The sequence below is a fragment of the Lysobacter antibioticus genome (assembly GCF_001442535.1).
Taxonomy (GTDB): Bacteria; Pseudomonadota; Gammaproteobacteria; order Xanthomonadales; family Xanthomonadaceae; genus Lysobacter; species Lysobacter antibioticus.
Window position 1 is genome coordinate 3,176,514 of record NZ_CP013141.1, and the last position, 17,992, is coordinate 3,194,505.

The window sequence follows — 17,992 nt, forward strand, 5'->3', positions numbered from 1 at the left end:
GTCGCGACGGCCATTATCGGAGCTGACCGTATGAATCGAATGCCTCGTTCCGCAAGTTTGACCCGGAGAATCGTCGAGGCCCTCGGCGAGGCGATCGTCACCGGCCACTACGGTCCGGAACAGGCCTTCCCGATCGAGGCCGAGTTATGCGTGCAATTGCGCGCCAGTCGCAGCATCGTGCGCGAGGCGGTCAAGATGCTTACCGCCAAGGGCTTGCTCAGCGCGCGTCCCAAGCGCGGCACCATGGTCGAGCCGGAGGCGAACTGGAATCTGCTCGACCCGGACGTCCTGCGCTGGTTGTTGGAGCGCAAGCCTTCGGTGGAGTTGTTGCTCGAGTTCACCCAGGTGAGGCTCGCGTTCGAGCCGATGGCCGCGATGATGGCGGCGCAGCGCGGCGATGCGGCGGCCATCGCCCGGATCGGGGAGGCGATCGCGCGTATGCGGGCGGCCGAGTCGGGCCTCGACGATGCGCTCGAATCCGACATCGCTTTCCATGTGGCGATCCTGGAAGCGAGCGGCAACCGGTTCTACTCCCGCCTGCGGGATCTCATCGATACCGCGTTGCGGATCTCGATCGTGGTCACCAACCGCTCCAAGGGCGTGGATTTGGCGAGCGTGAAGGACCATGCGCGCGTGTACGAAGCGATTGCGGCGGGCGACGCCAAGCGTGCGAAGTCGGCCATGCAGGGTTTGCTCGACGAGGCGGCGACCTTGATCGAGTCGTTGGCGGCACGGTCCGCGACCGGTTGAGTCGGCTTTCGCCAGGAGGATGCAAGCGGTGACGTCGACAACATCGCCTGGACGAACGGCGGTCGGCTACCGCGTTGCCGTCACAGGCATGGAGGCTTGCGACGACCGAACCTGGCGCGGCGATGACCGGCAGGCTGCGCCGTCGACGAGGGCGCAGCGGTCGAGGCCGGCCGTCGCGCCGGCCCGGGACGCAGCGAAGCGAATTACGACTGCGCGTTGCGCAGCGGCGGCACCGACTCCAGCCAGGCTTCGTTGAAGGCCTGCGCGGTCGAGGCGACCTGCGGCGCGGTGGTGCCGGGCTTGTACAGCGTGCCGCCGATACCGAAGCCGACCGCGCCGGCCTTGCGCCAGATCGCGAGCAGGTCGGTGTGGATGCCGCCGACCGGCAGCACCGCGGTGCCGGCGGGCAGCACTGCGCGCAGGGCGCTCAGCATCGCCGGGCCGAGTGCGTCGGCCGGAAACAGTTTGAGCCCGTCGGCGCCGGCGTCGAGCGCGGCCAGGCATTCGCTCGGCGTCGCCGCGCCCGGCAGGGCGAGCAGGCCGCAGGCCTTGGCGTAGCCGATCAGGGCCGGATCGGTGTGCGGGCAGACCATCAGGCGCGCGCCGATGCGGACCAGGGTGTCGACTTCGTCGGCGCGTCGTACGGTGCCGGCGCCGAGCAGGATCGCATCGCCGAAACGCCGTTGCAGGCGGGCGATGCTCTCGAACGCATCGGGCGAATTCAGCGGCACTTCGATGATGCGCCAGCCCGCATCCCACAGCGCTTCGCCGACCGGCAGCGCTTCGTCGGGGGTGATGCCGCGCAGGATCGCGACGAACGGCGACTGGACGAGCCAGGCCGGCAGCGTGCTCGGCAGGGGCAGGGAGGTGGACGTGGCGAGGGTCATACGAATCGGGCTGCCTTTGCGATGCGCCACAAGCCGCGGCAAAACGCGGTGTCGCCTTCGATGATGTAGTGGGGGATGCCGTAGCGGCGCAGCGCCAGGGCGTAGGTCGCGGCGAGCTTGGCGCCGCCGATCACCGCGACTTCGCCGCCGTCGCCGGGTTCGTTGTTGGCGGCCAGGCACTCGTAGCCGATCAACAGGCCGGACAGGAACGCCGGCAGTTCCTCGACCGGCGCCGCGTCGCGGACGTTGCGCGCGCGCACGCCGAACAGCTGGTGCAGCCAATCGGGGCGTTCGCGCGCGGTGTCCAGGCCCTTGATGAAGCCGCGTTCCGACCAGGCCTCGGCCGGCAGGCCGCGCCCGAGCAGGCTGTGATGCAGCAGCAGGGAGTAAATCTCGCCGGTCGGATAGGTGGAAAACCCAACCACGCCGCCGCCGTCCAGGGTCAGCCATTTGCTGTGCGTGCCCGGCGCGGCGACGCGCCGGGTGCCGGGCGGCACGCCGAGTGCCTGGGTCTCTTCGCCGCGCATGACGTCGTCGAAGCCGTCGCTGGCGCCGCTGACGCCGGGCACGATCGCGGCGCGGCGTTGCTTGAACGTCAGCGGCTGCAACGCCGCGGCGAGCGCATCGGCATGGGCGGGCAGCGGCGCGTACGGTGCTTCCTGCCAACCGTTGCGCGCGCCGACCATGCCCGCCAGCAGGATCGGCGCATCGCCATCGTCGAGGTCGACACTGAGCAAGTCGTCGAGCGCGGCGGCGAAGGCCTCGGGCGAATGCAGCGAGGCCATGCCGCGCGCGCTCTGGCGCGTGGCGATGATGCCGCCGAGCGCGTCGAAGGCGTGCACGCGCAGATGGGTGGAACCCCAGTCGACGCCGATCAGGGCGACTGCGGTGCCGGTGTTGGACGTGTTGCGATGGAGCGATTCATCGAGCATGGCGTTCCTCCTCGCGGCGCAGAGCGCGGCCGCGGCGCTCGCCGGTGGGATGGGCATCGCGCAAGGCGCAGGCACCGCCGACCCAGACCGCGCGTATACCCGCGGCCGGTTGTTTGGGGTCGGCGAAGGTGGCGCGATCGGCGATGGTGGCGGGGTCGAACAGCACCAGGTCGGCGGCGAGTCCGGGGGCGATGCGTCCGCGCCGTTTCAGACCGAAGCTGTCGGCCGACAGCGCGGTCATGCGGCGCACCGCTTCGGGCAGATGGAACAGGCCCTCGTCGCGGCAGTAATGGCCGAGTACGCGCGGAAACGCGCCCCACAGGCGCGGATGCGGGTGCGCGTCGTGCGGCAGGCCGTCGGAGCCGATCATGGTGCGGTCGTGGCCGAGCACGCGGCGGACGTCGTCCTCGCGCATCTGGAAATACACCGCGCCGGCCGGGTGCAGGCGGCGCGCGGCTTCCTTTTGGTCGACTTGCCAATCGGCGGCGATATCGCCCAGGTCGCGACCGGCCTGTTCGGGGTGCGGCGTCGACCAGCTCACCAGGATCCGGATCACCCCGTCGACGTAATCCGGATCGAGCACGGTCGAGCCGGCGGTGTAGGGATAGGCGTCGAGGCCGACCCAGTGCCGGCGCCGGCGTTCGTCGATGCGCGCCAGGGTCTCGACGGTGCGGCCCCAGTTCGCGGGGCCGGCGCACTTGTGATGCGACAGCACCACCGGGGTGTGCGTGGCCTCGCCGGCATCGACGGCTTCGTCGATCGCTTCGAGCACGCCGTCGTATTCGTCGCGCAGGTGCGAGGCGTAGACGCCGCCGTGGGCGCCGCTCTCGCGGACGAGTTCGATCACTTCGCTGTTCGGCGCGGCCCGGCTCGGCTTGTAAAACAGGCCGCTGGAGAAACCGATCGCGCCGGCCTGCATCGCCTCGCGCAAGCGCGCGCGCATGCGTTCGATCTCGGCGTCGTCGGCGGCGCGGTCGAGATCGGCGACCTCGGCGATGCGCAGGGTCGAATGACCGACCATGGCCGCCACGTTGACCGCCGGGCGCGCCGCGTCGACCGCATCGAGGTAGTCGCGGAAGCGTTCGAAACGGAAATCGGCCTGGCCGCCGATCAACGACAGCGGCGCCGGCGGTTCGCGGTCGGCGCGCCACGGCGCCAGGCTGATCCCGCAATTGCCGGTGATCACCGTGGTCACGCCTTGGCTGAGCTTGTTGAACACGCCGGGGTCGTCGAGCACCGCGCGGTCGTCGTGGGTGTGGACGTCGATGAAGCCCGGTGCCAGTGCGAGCCCGCGCGCGTCCTCGCGTTCGCGTCCGTGCAGGCTGTCGGGCGCGCCGATCGCGGCGATGCGTTCGCCGTCGACGGCGACATCGGCGCGGTAGCCGGGGCCGCCGCTGCCGTCGAGCACCCAGGCATCGGCGATGACCAGATCGAAGGTGGCTGCCGCCGGTGCGAATCTTGTGCTCATGAGCGGCCGGGAACCTGGGTGCGTTCGACTTCGGCCTTGGCCCGACGCGCTTTCTCGAGCACGCCCGGTTCCTGGCGCAGCGCGACCGCGATCGCCAGCATGTCGATCACCGCCAACTGCATCAGCCGCGACACGCCCGGCGAGTACGGCGTTGCCGCGCTCGACGGCGGCAGCAACAACGGCACGTCGGCGTCCCAGCCCAACGGCGTGCCGGCCTGGGTCAGGGCGATGATGCGCGCGCCGCGCTGCTTGGCGATGCGCACGCTGTCGTTGACCTCCGGGCTGCGGCCCGACAGGGAGATCGCGAACAACACGTCGTTGGCGTCGAGCATGCCCGAGGCGAGCCGCTGCAGATGGCCGTCGCTGTGCGCGGTGGCGGCGATGTCCAGGCGCAGGAAGCGCAGGAAGGCGTCCTGCGCGACCACCCCCGAGCCCGAGCCCACCCCGATGCAGCACACGCGTCGAGCGCCGGCGATCAAGCCGGCGGCGGCGTCGAGCGCAGCCGGGTCGGTGCGCTCGCGCACATCGTGCAGGGCCGCGGAGATGCTGTCGCAGACCTTGTGCACCAGGGTCGCGGCGTCGTCGTCCTTGTCGATGGTGACGGTCTGGTAGGGCACGCCGACGGCGAGGCTGTGGGCGAGCTGGACCTTGAACTGGCGCAGGCCTTCGCAGCCGATCGCGCGGCAGAAGCGGGTCACGCTGGGCTCGGACACGTTGGCGCGTATCGCCAGCGCGCCGATGCTGGCGTGAATCGCGAAGTCCAGGTCGGCCAGCACGGTCTGCGCGACCTTGCGCTCGGCCGGACGCAAGGTGTCGAGCGCTCCGCGGATCTTGGGGATGAGGTTGTCGGACACGATGGGGTCGTTCCTCGGAAGAATGGTCGATCGCGTCGGTGGCGCGGCGAGTAGAGGGTGTCGATCGCGTCGAGGGCGCGATCAGAAGAAAGTGTTGATCGCGCCGGTGACGCGATAGCCGTCGTCGACCGTCAGCAGCACCTGCCATTTGTCGAAGGTGGTGCAAGGGTGGGAGATGCCGGTGGCGACGAGATCGCCGACCTGCAGCGGATGGTCGTGCGGCAGTTCGAGATAGGCATGCTGATCGTTCATCTTGGCGATGCGCGCATCGCGCATCGGCGACGGCGCCGGCTCGCCGGGGCGATGCCAGCACAGCGGCTTGGGCAGGTCGATGTCGTAGGACGCATCGCGCTTGCCGAGGGTGAGCAGGGCCAGGCCCGGCTCCGGACGCGACTGCACCGCCGCCCACACTTCCAGCGCCGGCTGCAGGCCGTGGCGGAAGCTGGCGTCGTGGCGGGTACGCATTTCCTGTTGCAGGCCGTGATAGAAGCCGTGGTCGGAGGTGAGGTAACACCCCGAGCGCAGTACGCGTCGCAGGGGGCGCGTGGTCGCGCCGACGGTGGCGAAGGCATCGGCGACGAAATCGAAATAAGCCGAGCCGCCGGCGCTGATCAAAATCTCCTCGCCGTCGAACAGGCCCTCATCGTCGCAGCGACGGGTCAGCTCGACCATTTCGGCGAGCAGGCCGCGCACGCGTGCCAAGTCGCTGTCGCGGTCGGCGCCGACCCACAGGCCTTCGTAGCCTTCGATGCCGGCCAGGCGCAACGCCGGGCTCGCGGCGACCTCGCGCGCGAGTACCCGCGCGGCGTCGAGCCCGCGCACGCCGGTGCGGCCGCCTTCGGCGCCGAGTTCGACCAGCACCGGCAATCGACGTTGCGGCGCGAGCCGCCGCATCACATCGGCGAGGCGTCGTGCGCCGGCCGAGGAATCGACCAGGACCCAGGCCTCGAAACCGGGGTCGTCGCGCAGCAGCGCGGCCAGGCTTTCGATGTCGGCGATCGCGACCGGCTGATTGGCCAGCAGCACCCGGCGCACGCCGAAACGATGAGCGATGCGCAATTGCGGGATCGTCGCCAGGGTGATCGCCCAGGCGCCGGCATCGAGTTGGGCCTGGAACAACTGCGGGCTCATGGTGGTCTTGCCGTGCGGCGCGAGCAGGGCGCCGGCGCGTTCGACGAAATCGCGCATCCAGGCGATGTTGTGGGCGAGGGTGGACTCGCGCAGCACCGCGACCGGATACGACAGAGTGCCGTCGAGAACGTGCAGGCCGAGCCCGCCGATCGCGTCCTGGCGCGTGGCTTGCTGCAACGGCAATCCCTTGACGCCGGGGAGCAACAAATTCTGCCCGAGCTGACGCAGCGCCTCGCTCATCAGTACGTCTCCAGAGTGAGTTCGCTGGCCATCACCCGGTTGCCGGCCATCAGGCCACCATCGACCGGCAACACCGCGCCGCTGATCATGCGAGCCTGCGGCGAAGCGAGGAACCAGGCGGCCTCGGCGATGTCCTCGGGCGTGGCGAAGTCGCCGAGCGGGTACCACTTCTTCAAGTCCTCGAACACTTGCGGGTGCTTGTCGGCGCGCGCCTGCCAGGCCTGAGTCTTGACCGTGCCCGGGCAGATCACGTTGGCGCGCAGGCCGAGCCGGCCGTATTCGATCGCGATCGATTTGGCGTAGCTGATCAAGCCGGCCTTGGCCGCGCTGTAGGCCGGATGGCCGAGTGCGGCGAGGCCGTTGACCGAGCCGATGAAGACGATGTTGCCGCGGGTACGCTTTAGCCCGTCGAGCGCCGCTTCCACGGTGCAGTAGCCGGCGTTCAAGTTGACGTCGACGTCGCGCTGCCACGCGCCCGGCGCGGTGCCGGCCAGGCTCAGTCCTTCGGCGCTGCCGGCGTTGGCGATGACCGCGCCGATCGGGCCGTGCGCTTCGGTGACCGGCGCGAGTGCGGCGCGCAAGGCGTCGAGATCGGACAGCTCGGACGCCGCCGTCAGCACTTGCCCGGGCGCGAAGCTCGCAGCCAGCGCGGTCAGCGCATCGGCATCGCGATCGTGAGCGAGCACGCGATCGCCGCCGGCGACGAAACGGGCGAGCAATCCTCGGCCGATGCCGCCCGCGGCTCCGGTGATCAAGGTCAAACGGCTTTGGCTCATGGGCGGATCATTCCTTCAATGGGGGCGCCCGCCGCGTCGGACCGAGCGCAACGAGGCGATCGGGAAGCAGCGGGTGGTGACGGTAGACCGGAATATCGCCGATAGCGGAGGTTTTGGGTGTGCTGAGCGAGGCGTCGGCACACTATCTGCGCGAAGCGGGATCGTGCGAATCCATGGGTTCCGTCGTGGCGGCCGCGCGGCGAAGGCGCGATCGGTGCGCAGGATTTCGGCCGCAGTTCGACGGTGAAACGGCGCAGGCGCGGCCCGGCTTGCGTGCCGGTCGCGTGGCTCGGGTGCGCGGCCGGACTCCCAGGCGTGGGGCTTGGGGAATGGGTCACGGCGCGGTTTCCCCTGGGCATCCGATCATTCCTGTAAATTTAAAACACAGATGGCTTCATGGGCGAAGAAAATGTAGCAGAGGCCATGATAAATCGCCATGTTGCAGTGCAAAATGCATCATGAAAGTTTGTAAGATACTTTCACGTCGGCAATGGGAAGGCCTTGAATGTGCCATCCGACTCCGAGCGTGGTCGCCATGCTGCCCGCGATCTGCGGGTAGTGCGGCGGAGCGCGCGCCGGCCGTCGTACCTTCGTTCTTCCCGTTCCTCCTTACGCAGAGAGTCCATCCATGAGCGATTCCGATTCCATCGTCCGCTACGGCCTGGAGCCCAGCGGCGCCGGCGGCCAACAACTGCCATTCTCGCCGGCGGTGCGTGCCGGCGACTTCGTCTACATCTCCGGCCAGGTCGCCATGAACGAGCGCGGCGAAATCGAGCAGGGCGGCATCGAGGCGCAGACGCGCCGGACCATGGAGAACGTCAAGAAAGTGCTCGGCCTGGCCGGCTGCGACTTGAGCCACGTGGTCAAGATCACCGTCTGGCTCGACGACACGCGCGACTTCTGGACCTTCAACCGCGTCTACCGCGAGTACTTCGGCGAGCAGCCGCCGGCGCGTTCGTGCGTGCGCTCGCAAATGATGGTCGATTGCAAGATCGAGATCGAAGCCATCGCTTACAGCCCGCTGAGGGGCGCTTAGGAGTGAGGAGTGAGGAGCGAGCGGCCAACGCCGCCGCTATCCCCGTGTTCTCGACTCGCTACCGGTTCCTCGCTCTTCACTAACTCGTTCCCCACGCCTCGTTTCTCACTCCTGGCTCCTCACCGCCCCCATACTCGACCGAGACTCTCTTCATGAACCGACGCGACTTCCTCGCTACCTCCGCGACCGCGGGCACCGTATTGGCCAGCACGGCGTTCACACCGGCCTTCGCCCGCAAACGCTCGAAGTTGCGCCTGGGCCTGATCGGCACCGGCATGCGCGGCCAGGTGCTGCTCAAGGAGCTGGTGCGTCGCGACGACGTCGAGGTCGTCGCGTTGTGCGACGTGGAGCCGATCATGCTCGGCCGCGCGCTGAAGATGATCGAGAAGGCCGGCCGGCCCAAGCCGGCGACCTACGGCGAAGGCGGCGACAACGACGCCTATCGCAAGATGCTCGACAAGGGCGGACTCGACGGTGTGATCATCGCCACGCCCTGGGAGTTCCATGCGCCGATGGCGATCGCGGCGATGCAGGCGCACATCGCGGTCGCTTGCGAAGTGGTCGCCGGCATCACCCTCGACGACCATTGGCAGGTGCTGCGCACCCAGCAAAAGACCGGAACGCCCTACATGCTGCTGGAGAACGTGTGCTATCGCCGCGACGTGCTGGCGGTGCTGAACATGGTGCGGCAGGGCCTGTTCGGCGAAATCGTGCATCTGCAGGGCGGCTACCAGCACGACCTGCGCGCGGTGAAACTCAACAGCGGCAGCCCCGAGCGCGCCACCGGCGGCGGCGTCGAATTCGGCGCCAAGGGCTGGTCGGAGGCGCGCTGGCGCACCGAACATTCGGTCCAGCGCGACGGCGAGCTGTACCCGAGCCACGGCATCGGCCCCTGCGCGATGGTCGCCAACATCCATCGCGGCAACCGTTTCACCTACCTCAGCTCGTTCTCGAGCAAGGCGCGCGGCCTGCACGACTACATCGTCAAGCAGGCCGGCCCGGAGCATCCGAACGCCAAGGTCAAGTTCAAGCTCGGCGACCTGGTCACCACCCAGATCGCCTGCGAAAACGGCGAGACCATCCTGCTGCAGCACGACACCTCGTTGCCGCGTCCGTACTCGCTCGGCTTCCGCGTGCAGGGCACCGACGGCCTGTGGATGGACATCAACGATTCGATCCACATCGAAGGCAAGACCACGCCGCACGAGTGGGACAAGGCCGAGGCCTGGCTGGAGAAGTACGATCACCCGCTGTGGCAGCGGTTCGCCGAGACCGCGGCCGGCGCCGGCCACGGCGGCATGGACTACTTCGTCGTGCACGCCTTCATCGAGGCGCTCAAGGCCGATGCGCCGATGCCGATCGACATCTACGACGCGGTCGCCTGGAGCGCGATCACGCCGTTGTCGGAGCAGTCCATCGCCGAGCACAAGACCGTGGAATTCCCGGATTTCACCGAAGGCAAGTGGAAGAATCGCAAGCCGATCTTCGCCTTGAACGACCGCTACTGAGGTCTGAGGCAGCCATGCGATAGCCGCTCGCCGCCGATCCGGCGGGCGGTCGCCGGCACGTATCGCCGGACATGCGCAGGTTGCCGCACCCGTCGCGGGGTGTCTTCTGCATGGCATCGCCGCACCCTCGCACTCTCCATCCGACCTCCACCCGGCGCAAGCCGGGTCTTTTTTGCCCGCGTGGCCTCCAGGCCGCCGGCTACGAGAATAGGAGCGGCGCGAGCCACGACCGCGAATACGCAGCGAGCGCGCAACTGGCCGTCATCGACGATGCCTGCAGGGGATATCAGCTCTAGCGACCGCGCGGCCGTGGCCGATGACCTAAGGAGATCCTGTGGGGAGCGGCCCTTGCGGGAGGCAATCGGAACGCTACCGCCTCCATATGAATGGCGCAGATGACGTCGCACAGCCATAACCGTCAAAACATAATTGACAGGTTCAATCGGACAGGAATAACCTCTAAAGACACATTAAGAGGTTATGTGGATGCGCCTCGCGATCGGACCTGCGGTGCTCGGCGCCGCCTTGTCTTCGCTGCTGCCGGCCTGCGCTCAGCCGCCGCCCGTCGCGCCCGGAGCCGCCTTGTCGAACCTTGCCGCCCTCGTCGTCATCGATGCGCCGAGCAACCTGGGCTTGCGTCCGCCGGCGCCGGGTGTCGAACCGGGCGTGCGCAAACTCCCCGAGGCCTTGCGCGCGACCGGGCTGCTGCAGCGCCTGCGTGCCGATGATGGCGGCCGCGTCGACGCGCCGCCTTATTCGCCCGCTGCCGACTTCGCGATCGGCTTTCGCAATGGCGCCGCGCTGCGCGACTACAGCCAGGCCCTGGCCGACCGCCTGATGCCGCTGCTCGCCCAGGGCCGGTTCGTGCTGGTGCTCGGCGGCGATTGCAGCGTACTGCTCGGCAGCGGCCTGGCCCTCAAGCAGCGAGGCCGCTACGGCCTGGCCTTCATCGATGCCCACGACGACTTTTCCTTCATCCGCGACCGCCGCCGTTATCGCGGGCTGTTGACCGCGGCCGGGCTCGATCTCGGCCTGGCGACCGGGCACGGCCCGGCGGCGCTGTCCGACCTGCGCGGTCGTTCGCCTTATTTCCGCAGCGACGATGTCGTCCATCTTGGCTTGGCGGTCGCCGACCAGGACCGGGTCGACTACGAGGTCGAGAGTTTCGAGCGTTCCGGTATCCACGCCATCGATGCTGCGGCGATCCGCCGTCTCGGCGCCGAACGCGCCGGGCGCGAGGCGCGCGCTCGGCTGGAGGCGAGGCCGACCAAGGGTTACTGGATTCATCTCGACGCCGATGTGCTGGCCGAGCGGGTGATGCCGGCGGTCGACTCGCCGAACCCCGGCGGCCTCGACTTCGCGCAACTGCGTGCCTTGCTCGCCCAACTGCTCGCCAGCCCGGATGCGGTCGGCATGGAATTGACGATCTTCGATCCCGATCTCGACCCCGACGGGCGCCTCGCGTCGCATCTGGCCGATACCGTCGCGGGTGCCTTCGAAGACAGCGGCCGCTGGTCGCGGCAAGGCGCTGCGGACGCGGCATCGCCCGCACCGGCACGCTGACCTCGCCATGCAGCGGCGCAGCTTCCTGCTGGCCAGTGCCGCGGCGATGACCTTGCTGTCGGGGCCTGCCGCAGCGTCGAAGCCCCGAAGCAAAGTCGTTGATGAAGCCGGCGGCGATTCGCCGACCGCGTCCGACGGCGAATCAATCCACGCCGCGCAAACTCATCCCATCACTGCCGCGACCAGGCTGCTGTTCGTCAGCGGCCAGATCCCGGTCGACGCACAGGGCGAGGCGCCGCGGAATTTTTCCGCACAATGCGCTCTCGCTTGGGCCAACATCGAGACGCAACTGCGCGCGGCCGACATGGACCTGCGCCACTTGGCGAAGCTGACTGTTTTTCTCGCCCGCGCGCGCGACCGCAAGCGCGAACATGAGATCCGCCACCGCCTGTTGACCGGCCGCGCCGATCCCGCGGTCAGCGTGGTGGTGACCGGCATCTACGACGAAGCCTGGCGCATCGAGATCGAGGCGATCGCGTTGGCATAAGGGATCAAAACTACCGCCCCCCGCTCTTCCACCTCGCGAGATCGATACCGATCCGGTGTCGGGCCGCATTCAGTTGATACGGACGTAGGCGTAGCGACTCTTCAATTCCGCCTGAATCCTCTCCGGAACTTCGATGCCGTCGAGCCACAGGCGTTGCAGGCTCGGCAACTCGCCCAGTATCGGCAGGATGCCTTCGATGTGAAGGTGGTACTCATCCTGGGCGCAGCCGAGGGATAAGTACTCGAGCATGGGCATGCCGCAGAGCAAGTTCAGTTCAGCCTGAGGGATGTTGGTACACCAAAGATCGAGTGAGCGCAGTTGTTCGAATTCGCGAATCGCGGCCAGCCCTCTGCCGGTGACCCGAGTTCGACCCGCATCGAGGTGGAGCAGGGTCGCCGAGCGCTTGAGGCTGGCAGCCATGACGTCATCGAACGGGGTTCCTTCGATATCCAGCGAATGCAGCGCTGGCATTTCCATTAGGGCGTCGAAAGCGCGGTGCGTGAGTCGCGCCGAATGCAACGACAGTTCGGTCAAGCCCGGGCTACGCGCGACTTCCAGTATGTCCATCTCCGCCAGCCCGTAATGTTCGCGAAACACGCGCAGATGTTCCGCGGAACCGAAGCCCTGTAGGCGGCCTGGGCGCCGAATGCGCCCTACATCGAGCTCCCGCAACTGCGGTACTCCGAGTACATGTTGCATGGCCCGTCGCGTGACCGCGCCCATCACTCGTAACTCGTCGATGAAGGGAAGGGCGGACAGCTCGCGCGCGTGCGCTTTGGTCAGCAGCGCTTTGCCATCGATGGTCAGTCGTTGGATAGGGCCGGCTGCGATCAGCGCAGCGACGTCGCTGCCATCGAATTCGCTTTGCAGCGTCGGACCATCGTTTCCGTCTACGGTCATATACCCGAATTCTGTGGTTACTGTGCGGCATGATCTATGCCTCCTATGGACGGGTCAACGCGAATCGAACCTCGATAGGATCCGGTAGCGCATCAAATCTTGGAACGGTAATCGCGGTGCAAAGTCCGGTACTCCCTGGGCGCCATGCCGACGGTGGCCTTGAACTGGCGCGCGAACGCGCTCTGGTCGGAGAAGCCGCAGGACTGGCCGACCTCGGCGATGCTCGCCTCTTCCTGCAGCAACCGCATCGCCGCTTCGATGCGGATCTTGGTCAGGGCCTGCTGTGGGGTCAGCTGGAACACGCGCTGGAAATGGCGTTCCAGTTGCGCGACCGACAGCTTGGCCAGTTCGGCCAACGCGGTCACGCGCAAGGCACCGGCGAAGTGCGCCTGCATATGTTCGGTGACCCGGCGCAGGCGTTCGTAGGTCGGGTGATGGCCGTCGGGCGCGCCGAGGTCGCGCGACAGGCCGACCAGGCCGGTGCGGCCGTCGGCCAGCGGCAGCGGGCGCTTGCCGGTCAGGCACCAGCCCGGTTGCCGGTTAGGGAATAAATGCACTTCGAGCTGGTTCTCGATGGTCTCGCCGTCGAGCACGCGCCGGTCCTGGATCGCATAGCGGCCGCCGAGGCGGGCCGGAAACAGCTCGGTGACGTCGCGGCCGATCACGTCCTCGCGCCGCTTCAGGCCGAGCCGGCGCACCAGGGTCAGGTTGGCGTGGCTGTAGCGGCCGGACGCGTCCTTGGCGAAAAACACCACGTCCGGCAGGGCGTCGCACAGGGTCTGCATGAGGTCGGCGGGAATCAGTAGGGACATGGCGGCCTGCTCCGGGCGGTTCCTCAACGATAGCCTGATTATGCCGAATTCCGCATCCATGACCGGCAAGGATTCCTAGACGCGCGAGGCCGCCGACGCGAGCATGGCGGCATGCACAGCCTAGACATCATCGACTCCCACACCGGCGGCGAACCGACCCGGGTCGTGGTTGCCGGCTTCCCCGATCTGGGCAGCGGCAGCCTGGCCGAGAAGCGCGAGCGCTTCCGTGCCGAATTCGACCACTGGCGCCAGGCCATCGCCTGCGAGCCGCGCGGTTCCGACACGGTGGTCGGGGCCTTGCTGCTGCCGCCGAGCGAGCCCGAGGCCGCCGCCGCAGTGATCTTCTTCAACAACGTCGGCTATCTGGGCATGTGCGGCCACGGCACCATCGGTCTGGTGCGCACCCTGCAGCACCTCGGCCGGATTCAGCCGGGCCGGCACCGCATCGAAACGCCGGTCGGCACGGTCGGTGCCGAACTGCACGACGACGGCCGGGTTTCGGTCGACAACGTCGAAAGCTGGCGCCATCTGGCCGGCGTGCGCATCGAGGTACCGGGTTACGGCGAAGTCGTCGGCGATGTCGCCTGGGGCGGCAACTGGTTCTTCATCGCCCGCGTCGCGCGGGTGATCTCGCTGCTGCACCAGCGCGAGCTCAGCGACTATTCCGAAGCGATCCGGCATGCGCTGGAAGCGGCCGGCGTGAGCGGCGCCGACGGCGCGCCGATCGATCACATCGAACTGGAAACGCCGTCGACCACGCCCGGCGTCGACGCGCGCAACTTCGTCCTGTGCCCGGGCCTGGCCTACGACCGTTCGCCCTGCGGCACCGGCACCAGCGCCAAGCTGGCCTGCCTCGCCGCCGACGGCAAGCTCGCGGCGGACGCGGTGTGGCGCCAGGAGAGCGTGCTCGGCAGCGTGTTCGAAGGGCGTTATCGCCCGGGCCCGCGCGGCGTCCTGCCGACCATCACCGGCAGCGCATACATCACCGCACACGCGCAGTTGTTGATCGACGAAGCCGACCCCTTCGCCTGGGGCATCGCGGCGAAGTGACCGGCATGAGCGCAACGCCTTCCAACACCTACGACTTGATCGTGGTCGGTGCCGGCATCGTCGGCAGCGCCTGCGCCGAGCGTGCCGTGCAAGAAGGGCTGCGGGTCGCCGTGGTCGAGCCCGGCCCGGTCGGCGGCGGTGCCACCGCGGCGGCGATGGGGCATCTGGTGGCGATGGACGACGACCCGGCCGAGCTGGCCTTGTCGCGGTATTCGCTGGCCCTGTGGGAACGCTTCGCCGATCTGCCCGAAGCCGAATTCAGCCGTTGCGGCACCTTGTGGGTCGCGCGCGAGGCGCGCGAGTTCGACGGCGTCGCCGCCAAGATCGCGCGCCTGGCCGCGGCCGGCGTTCGCGCGCAACGAATCGACGCCGACGAGTTGTACCGACTAGAACCCGGGCTCACCCCGGGCCTGTGCGGCGGCATGTTGGTCGCCGACGAGGCGGTGGTGTATCCGCCGCGCGTCGCCCAGCATTTGCTGCAGCGCGCCCTGCAGGCCGGCGCCAGCGACTTCCTCGGTCGCCGCGTGACCGCGCTGACCGCGAACGGTGCGCGCCTCGACGACGGCAGCGAACTGACCGGCCCGGTGCTGGTCGCGACCGGCTGCGCCGTGCCCGAGCTGCTGCCGCAATTGCCGATGCGCGCACGCAAAGGGCACCTGGTCATCACCGAGCGCTACCCCGGGCGGGTGCGCCATCAATTGCTCGAACTCGGCTATGCCGACAGCGCCCACGGCGATGCCGACAGCAGCGTCGCCTTCAACGTGCAGCCGCGTCCGACCGGGCAGATCCTGATCGGTTCCTCGCGCGAGTTCGGTGTCGAGGACCGCGCGGTGTCGTTGCCGATGCTGCGGCGCATGCTCGAACGCGCCTTCGCGTTCCTGCCGATGTTGGGCGAATTGCAGGCGCTGCGGGTGTGGACCGGGTTCCGGCCGACCACGCCCGACGGCAGGCCTTACATCGGCGCCGTCGCCGACCGGCCGCGCACCTGGGTCGCGGCCGGCCACGAAGGGCTTGGCGTGACCACCGCGCTGGGCACGGCGCAGCTGTTGCTCGACCAGATGCTCGGCCGCGCGCCAGCCATCGATCCCGCGCCATTCTTGCCGGAGCGCGCGCTGCGATGAAACGTTCGAACGTGCAATTGTCGATCGACGGCATCGCCGTCGAAGTGCCGGCCGGGGCCAACGTCGCTGCGGCCGTGGCCCAGCTCGGTCTGCGCTTTCGCCGCTCGCGCAGTGGCGAGGCGCGTGCGCCGCTGTGCGGCATGGGTCTGTGTTTCGAGTGCCGGGTCAGCATCGACGGCGTCGCCCATCAACGCGCCTGCGTGGTGGTGGCGCGCGACGGCATGCAGGTGCAGCGCGATGACTGAGCCCTGCGACGTGCTGGTGATCGGAGCAGGTCCGGCCGGGCTGGCGGCGGCGCGCGCGGCCGCCAGCCACGGCGTCAACGTCGTGCTGGTCGATCTGCAGGCGAACCCGGGCGGGCAGATCTGGCGTCACGACGTGCGCAAATCCGCACCGGCCGCCGCGCGCCTGGCGGTGGCGGAGATGCGCGCGCGCAGCAATCTGCATTGGCTGCCGCAGGCGCAGGTCGTCGCGACCGCGCCGGGCCGGGTGCTGATCGAAGAAGCCGGCCTGGTGCGCGAAATCGAATACGGCGCCCTGGTGCTGGCCACCGGCGCGCGCGAACTGTTGTTGCCGTTCCCGGGCTGGACCTTGCCCGGCGTCAGCGGCGCCGGCGCGTTGCAGGCTTTGACCAAACAAGGCTGGCCGATCGCCGGCAAGCGCGTACTCCTCGCCGGCAGCGGCCCGCTGCTGTTGGCGTCGGCCGCGACCTTGCGCCGGCATGGCGCGCAGGTGCTGGCGATCTGCGAACAGGCGCCGGACGCGGCGCTGATGGCGTTCGCCTCGCAGTTGTGGCGCTGGCCGGGCAAGTTGCTGCAGGCCGCGGCGCTGCGCACGCGCCTGGCCGGGGTGGCCTATCGGCGCGCGAGCTGGGTGCGCGCCGCGCACGGCGACGAGCGGGTGCGCGAAGTCGAGATCGAAAGCGCGCGCGGGATCGAACGCATCGCCTGCGACCAGGTCGCGGTCGGCTATGGGCTGGTGCCGAACACCGAACTCGCCGCGCAGCTGGGCTGCGCACTCGAGCTCGACGGGCGCCACCCGCGCGTGCGCGTCGACGAGCGGCTGATGACCAGCGTCGACGGCGTGTACGCGGCCGGCGAAGCCTGCGGCATCGGCGGCGTCGATGTCGCGCGGGTCGAAGGCGCGATGGCCGGGCACGCCGCCGCCGGCGCCGACGATGCCGCGCGCGCGCTGCGTCCGCGGCGTCGCCACGCACGTGCCTTCGCCGATCTGTTGCCGCGCTATTTCGACCTGCGCGACGACGTGCGCAAGCTCGCCGAGCCGACCACGCTGGTATGCCGCTGCGAGGACGTGGCGTTGGCGCAGCTGCAAGGATATTCCGACGCGCGTGCGGCCAAGCTCGCCACGCGTTGCGGCATGGGCAGCTGCCAGGGCCGCATCTGCGGCACGGCGCTGACCGAGTTGGGTCTGCTGGTACCGGCGACGCGTGCGCATGCCGCGCGGCCGCCGGTTTTTCCCACCCGGCTGGCCAGTTTGGCCGCAGCCGGCTCTTACCTCGATCGTTCTTGTTCCGAACGTACTTTCCTTACCGAATCCAAAGGGTCTGTCTAATGAGCAATGCTTCGTTCTGGCGTGGCGTCATCCCCGCGATCACCACCCCGTTCCGCGCCGACGGTGCGATCGATCACGCCTTCCTCGCCGAACACGCGCGCACCTTGATCGATGCCGGCTGCGTCGGCATCGTGCCGCTCGGTTCGCTCGGCGAAGCGGCGACGCTGAGCTTCGAGGACAAGCTGGCGATCCTGCGCACCCTGGTGCAGGCGCTCGACGGCCGCGCGCCGGTGATTCCCGGCATCGCCGCGCTGTCGACCGACGAAGCCGTGCGCCTGGCGCGCGAAGCCGCGGCGATCGGCTGCGCCGGCCTGATGGTGCTGCCGCCGTACGTGTATTCGAGCGACTGGCGCGAAATGAAGGCGCATGTGCGCGCAGTGATCGAAGCGACCCCGCTGCCGTGCATGCTCTATAACAACCCGATCGCCTACAAGACCGATTTCGTGCCCGAGCAGATCGCCGAACTCGCCGCCGAACTGCCGAACCTGCAGGCGGTCAAGGAGTCCTCGACCGATGTGCGCCGCTTCGCCGCGATCCGTTCGCTGCTGGGCGAGCGTCTCGACCTGCTGGTCGGCATGGACGATGCGGTGGTCGAGGGCGTGGCGATGGGCGCGACCGGTTGGATCGCCGGCCTGGTCAACGCCTACCCGAAGGAATCGGTGCAGTTGTTCGAGCTCGCCCGCGACGGCGGTGCGCGCGCCGCGGCCGACCTCTACGCCTGGTTCCTGCCGCTGCTGCGTCTGGACACCGTGCCCAAGTTCGTCCAGTTGATCAAACTGGTGCAGGAGCGCGTCGGCCTGGGTAGCGAGCACGTGCGCGCGCCGCGCATGGTCCTGGTCGGCGCCGAGCGCGACGCCGCGCTCGCCGTGATCGAGCGCGCCATCGCCGCGCATCCGGGCCGCTGA

18 protein-coding genes are annotated in these 17,992 nt (G+C 68.7%); 10 read left to right on the top strand and 8 right to left on the bottom strand.

The features are described from left to right. The first annotated feature begins 39 nt into the window (after positions 1-39). Positions 40-750, top strand: coding sequence for a FadR/GntR family transcriptional regulator (locus tag GLA29479_RS12930; RefSeq protein WP_248842856.1), 711 nt, complete (start codon positions 40-42; stop codon positions 748-750). 203 nt (positions 751-953) lie between these two features. Here GLA29479_RS12930 and GLA29479_RS12935 read toward each other — a convergent pair whose 3' ends face one another. The 6 genes from GLA29479_RS12935 to GLA29479_RS12960 form a co-directional block, all read right to left on the bottom strand. Next, the gene (locus tag GLA29479_RS12935) at positions 954-1,637 is read right to left on the bottom strand and encodes a 2-dehydro-3-deoxy-6-phosphogalactonate aldolase (protein WP_057971833.1); all 684 of its coding nucleotides are present in this window, start codon (positions 1,635-1,637) and stop codon (positions 954-956) included. Beyond that, positions 1,634-2,569 (bottom strand): 2-dehydro-3-deoxygalactonokinase, encoded by a 936-nt coding sequence (locus GLA29479_RS12940; protein WP_057916618.1) that lies wholly within the window; start codon positions 2,567-2,569, stop codon positions 1,634-1,636. The genes GLA29479_RS12935 and GLA29479_RS12940 overlap by 4 nt, the downstream gene beginning before the upstream one ends. Beyond that, positions 2,559-4,037, bottom strand: coding sequence for an N-acyl-D-amino-acid deacylase family protein (locus tag GLA29479_RS12945; protein ID WP_057971834.1), 1,479 nt, complete (start codon positions 4,035-4,037; stop codon positions 2,559-2,561). Before GLA29479_RS12945 ends, GLA29479_RS12940 begins: the two co-directional genes overlap by 11 nt. Next, a complete protein-coding gene (locus GLA29479_RS12950; protein WP_211264981.1) occupies positions 4,034-4,891 on the bottom strand; it encodes a MurR/RpiR family transcriptional regulator in 858 nt (285 codons plus the stop codon). Before GLA29479_RS12950 ends, GLA29479_RS12945 begins: the two co-directional genes overlap by 4 nt. A gap of 81 nt (positions 4,892-4,972) precedes the next feature. Then, positions 4,973-6,262, bottom strand: a complete 1,290-nt coding sequence (locus GLA29479_RS12955; protein WP_057916621.1) for an amino acid deaminase — start codon at positions 6,260-6,262, stop codon at positions 4,973-4,975. Continuing rightward, positions 6,262-7,038: an SDR family oxidoreductase gene (locus tag GLA29479_RS12960; RefSeq protein WP_057916622.1), complete on the bottom strand. Its 777-nt coding sequence runs from the start codon at positions 7,036-7,038 to the stop codon at positions 6,262-6,264. The genes GLA29479_RS12955 and GLA29479_RS12960 overlap by 1 nt, the downstream gene beginning before the upstream one ends. 628 nt (positions 7,039-7,666) lie before the next feature. Here GLA29479_RS12960 and GLA29479_RS12965 point away from each other — a divergent pair. The 4 genes from GLA29479_RS12965 (at position 7,667) to GLA29479_RS12980 (ending at position 11,632) form a co-directional block, all read left to right on the top strand. Continuing rightward, positions 7,667-8,074 carry a RidA family protein gene (locus GLA29479_RS12965; RefSeq protein ID WP_057916623.1) on the top strand — a complete coding sequence of 136 codons (408 nt, stop codon included), beginning with the start codon at positions 7,667-7,669 and terminating at the stop codon, positions 8,072-8,074. A 152-nt stretch (positions 8,075-8,226) separates the two neighbouring features. Then, positions 8,227-9,582, top strand: coding sequence for a Gfo/Idh/MocA family protein (locus GLA29479_RS12970; protein ID WP_057916624.1), 1,356 nt, complete (start codon positions 8,227-8,229; stop codon positions 9,580-9,582). A 486-nt stretch (positions 9,583-10,068) separates the two neighbouring features. Then, positions 10,069-11,145, top strand: coding sequence for an arginase family protein (locus GLA29479_RS12975; protein WP_082639012.1), 1,077 nt, complete (start codon positions 10,069-10,071; stop codon positions 11,143-11,145). A gap of 7 nt (positions 11,146-11,152) precedes the next feature. Then, positions 11,153-11,632, top strand: a complete 480-nt coding sequence (locus GLA29479_RS12980) for a RidA family protein (protein ID WP_057971835.1) — start codon at positions 11,153-11,155, stop codon at positions 11,630-11,632. A 69-nt stretch (positions 11,633-11,701) separates the two neighbouring features. Here the strand turns inward: GLA29479_RS12980 and GLA29479_RS12985 are convergent, their stop codons facing one another. Next, positions 11,702-12,532, bottom strand: a complete 831-nt coding sequence (locus GLA29479_RS12985; RefSeq protein WP_057971836.1) for a leucine-rich repeat domain-containing protein — start codon at positions 12,530-12,532, stop codon at positions 11,702-11,704. A gap of 92 nt (positions 12,533-12,624) precedes the next feature. Then, on the bottom strand, positions 12,625-13,344 hold the full coding sequence (locus GLA29479_RS12990; RefSeq protein WP_057971837.1) for an AraC family transcriptional regulator: 720 nt from the start codon (positions 13,342-13,344) through the stop codon (positions 12,625-12,627). Between the two features lie 111 nt (positions 13,345-13,455). Here GLA29479_RS12990 and GLA29479_RS12995 point away from each other — a divergent pair, with 111 nt between their 5' ends. From GLA29479_RS12995 to GLA29479_RS13015, 5 genes are read left to right on the top strand one after another with little or no spacing between them, the layout of a single operon-like run. Next, positions 13,456-14,394, top strand: a complete 939-nt coding sequence (locus GLA29479_RS12995; protein WP_057916628.1) for a 4-hydroxyproline epimerase — start codon at positions 13,456-13,458, stop codon at positions 14,392-14,394. 5 nt (positions 14,395-14,399) lie between these two features. Continuing rightward, positions 14,400-15,515, top strand: a complete 1,116-nt coding sequence (locus GLA29479_RS13000) for an NAD(P)/FAD-dependent oxidoreductase (RefSeq protein WP_057971838.1) — start codon at positions 14,400-14,402, stop codon at positions 15,513-15,515. Continuing rightward, positions 15,512-15,760, top strand: a complete 249-nt coding sequence (locus GLA29479_RS13005) for a 2Fe-2S iron-sulfur cluster-binding protein (protein WP_057916629.1) — start codon at positions 15,512-15,514, stop codon at positions 15,758-15,760. The genes GLA29479_RS13000 and GLA29479_RS13005 overlap by 4 nt, the downstream gene beginning before the upstream one ends. After that, the gene (locus GLA29479_RS13010; RefSeq protein ID WP_057971839.1) at positions 15,753-17,087 is read left to right on the top strand and encodes an FAD-dependent oxidoreductase; all 1,335 of its coding nucleotides are present in this window, start codon (positions 15,753-15,755) and stop codon (positions 17,085-17,087) included. Before GLA29479_RS13005 ends, GLA29479_RS13010 begins: the two co-directional genes overlap by 8 nt. Then, the gene (locus GLA29479_RS13015; RefSeq protein WP_031371924.1) at positions 17,087-17,992 is read left to right on the top strand and encodes a dihydrodipicolinate synthase family protein; all 906 of its coding nucleotides are present in this window, start codon (positions 17,087-17,089) and stop codon (positions 17,990-17,992) included. Before GLA29479_RS13010 ends, GLA29479_RS13015 begins: the two co-directional genes overlap by 1 nt.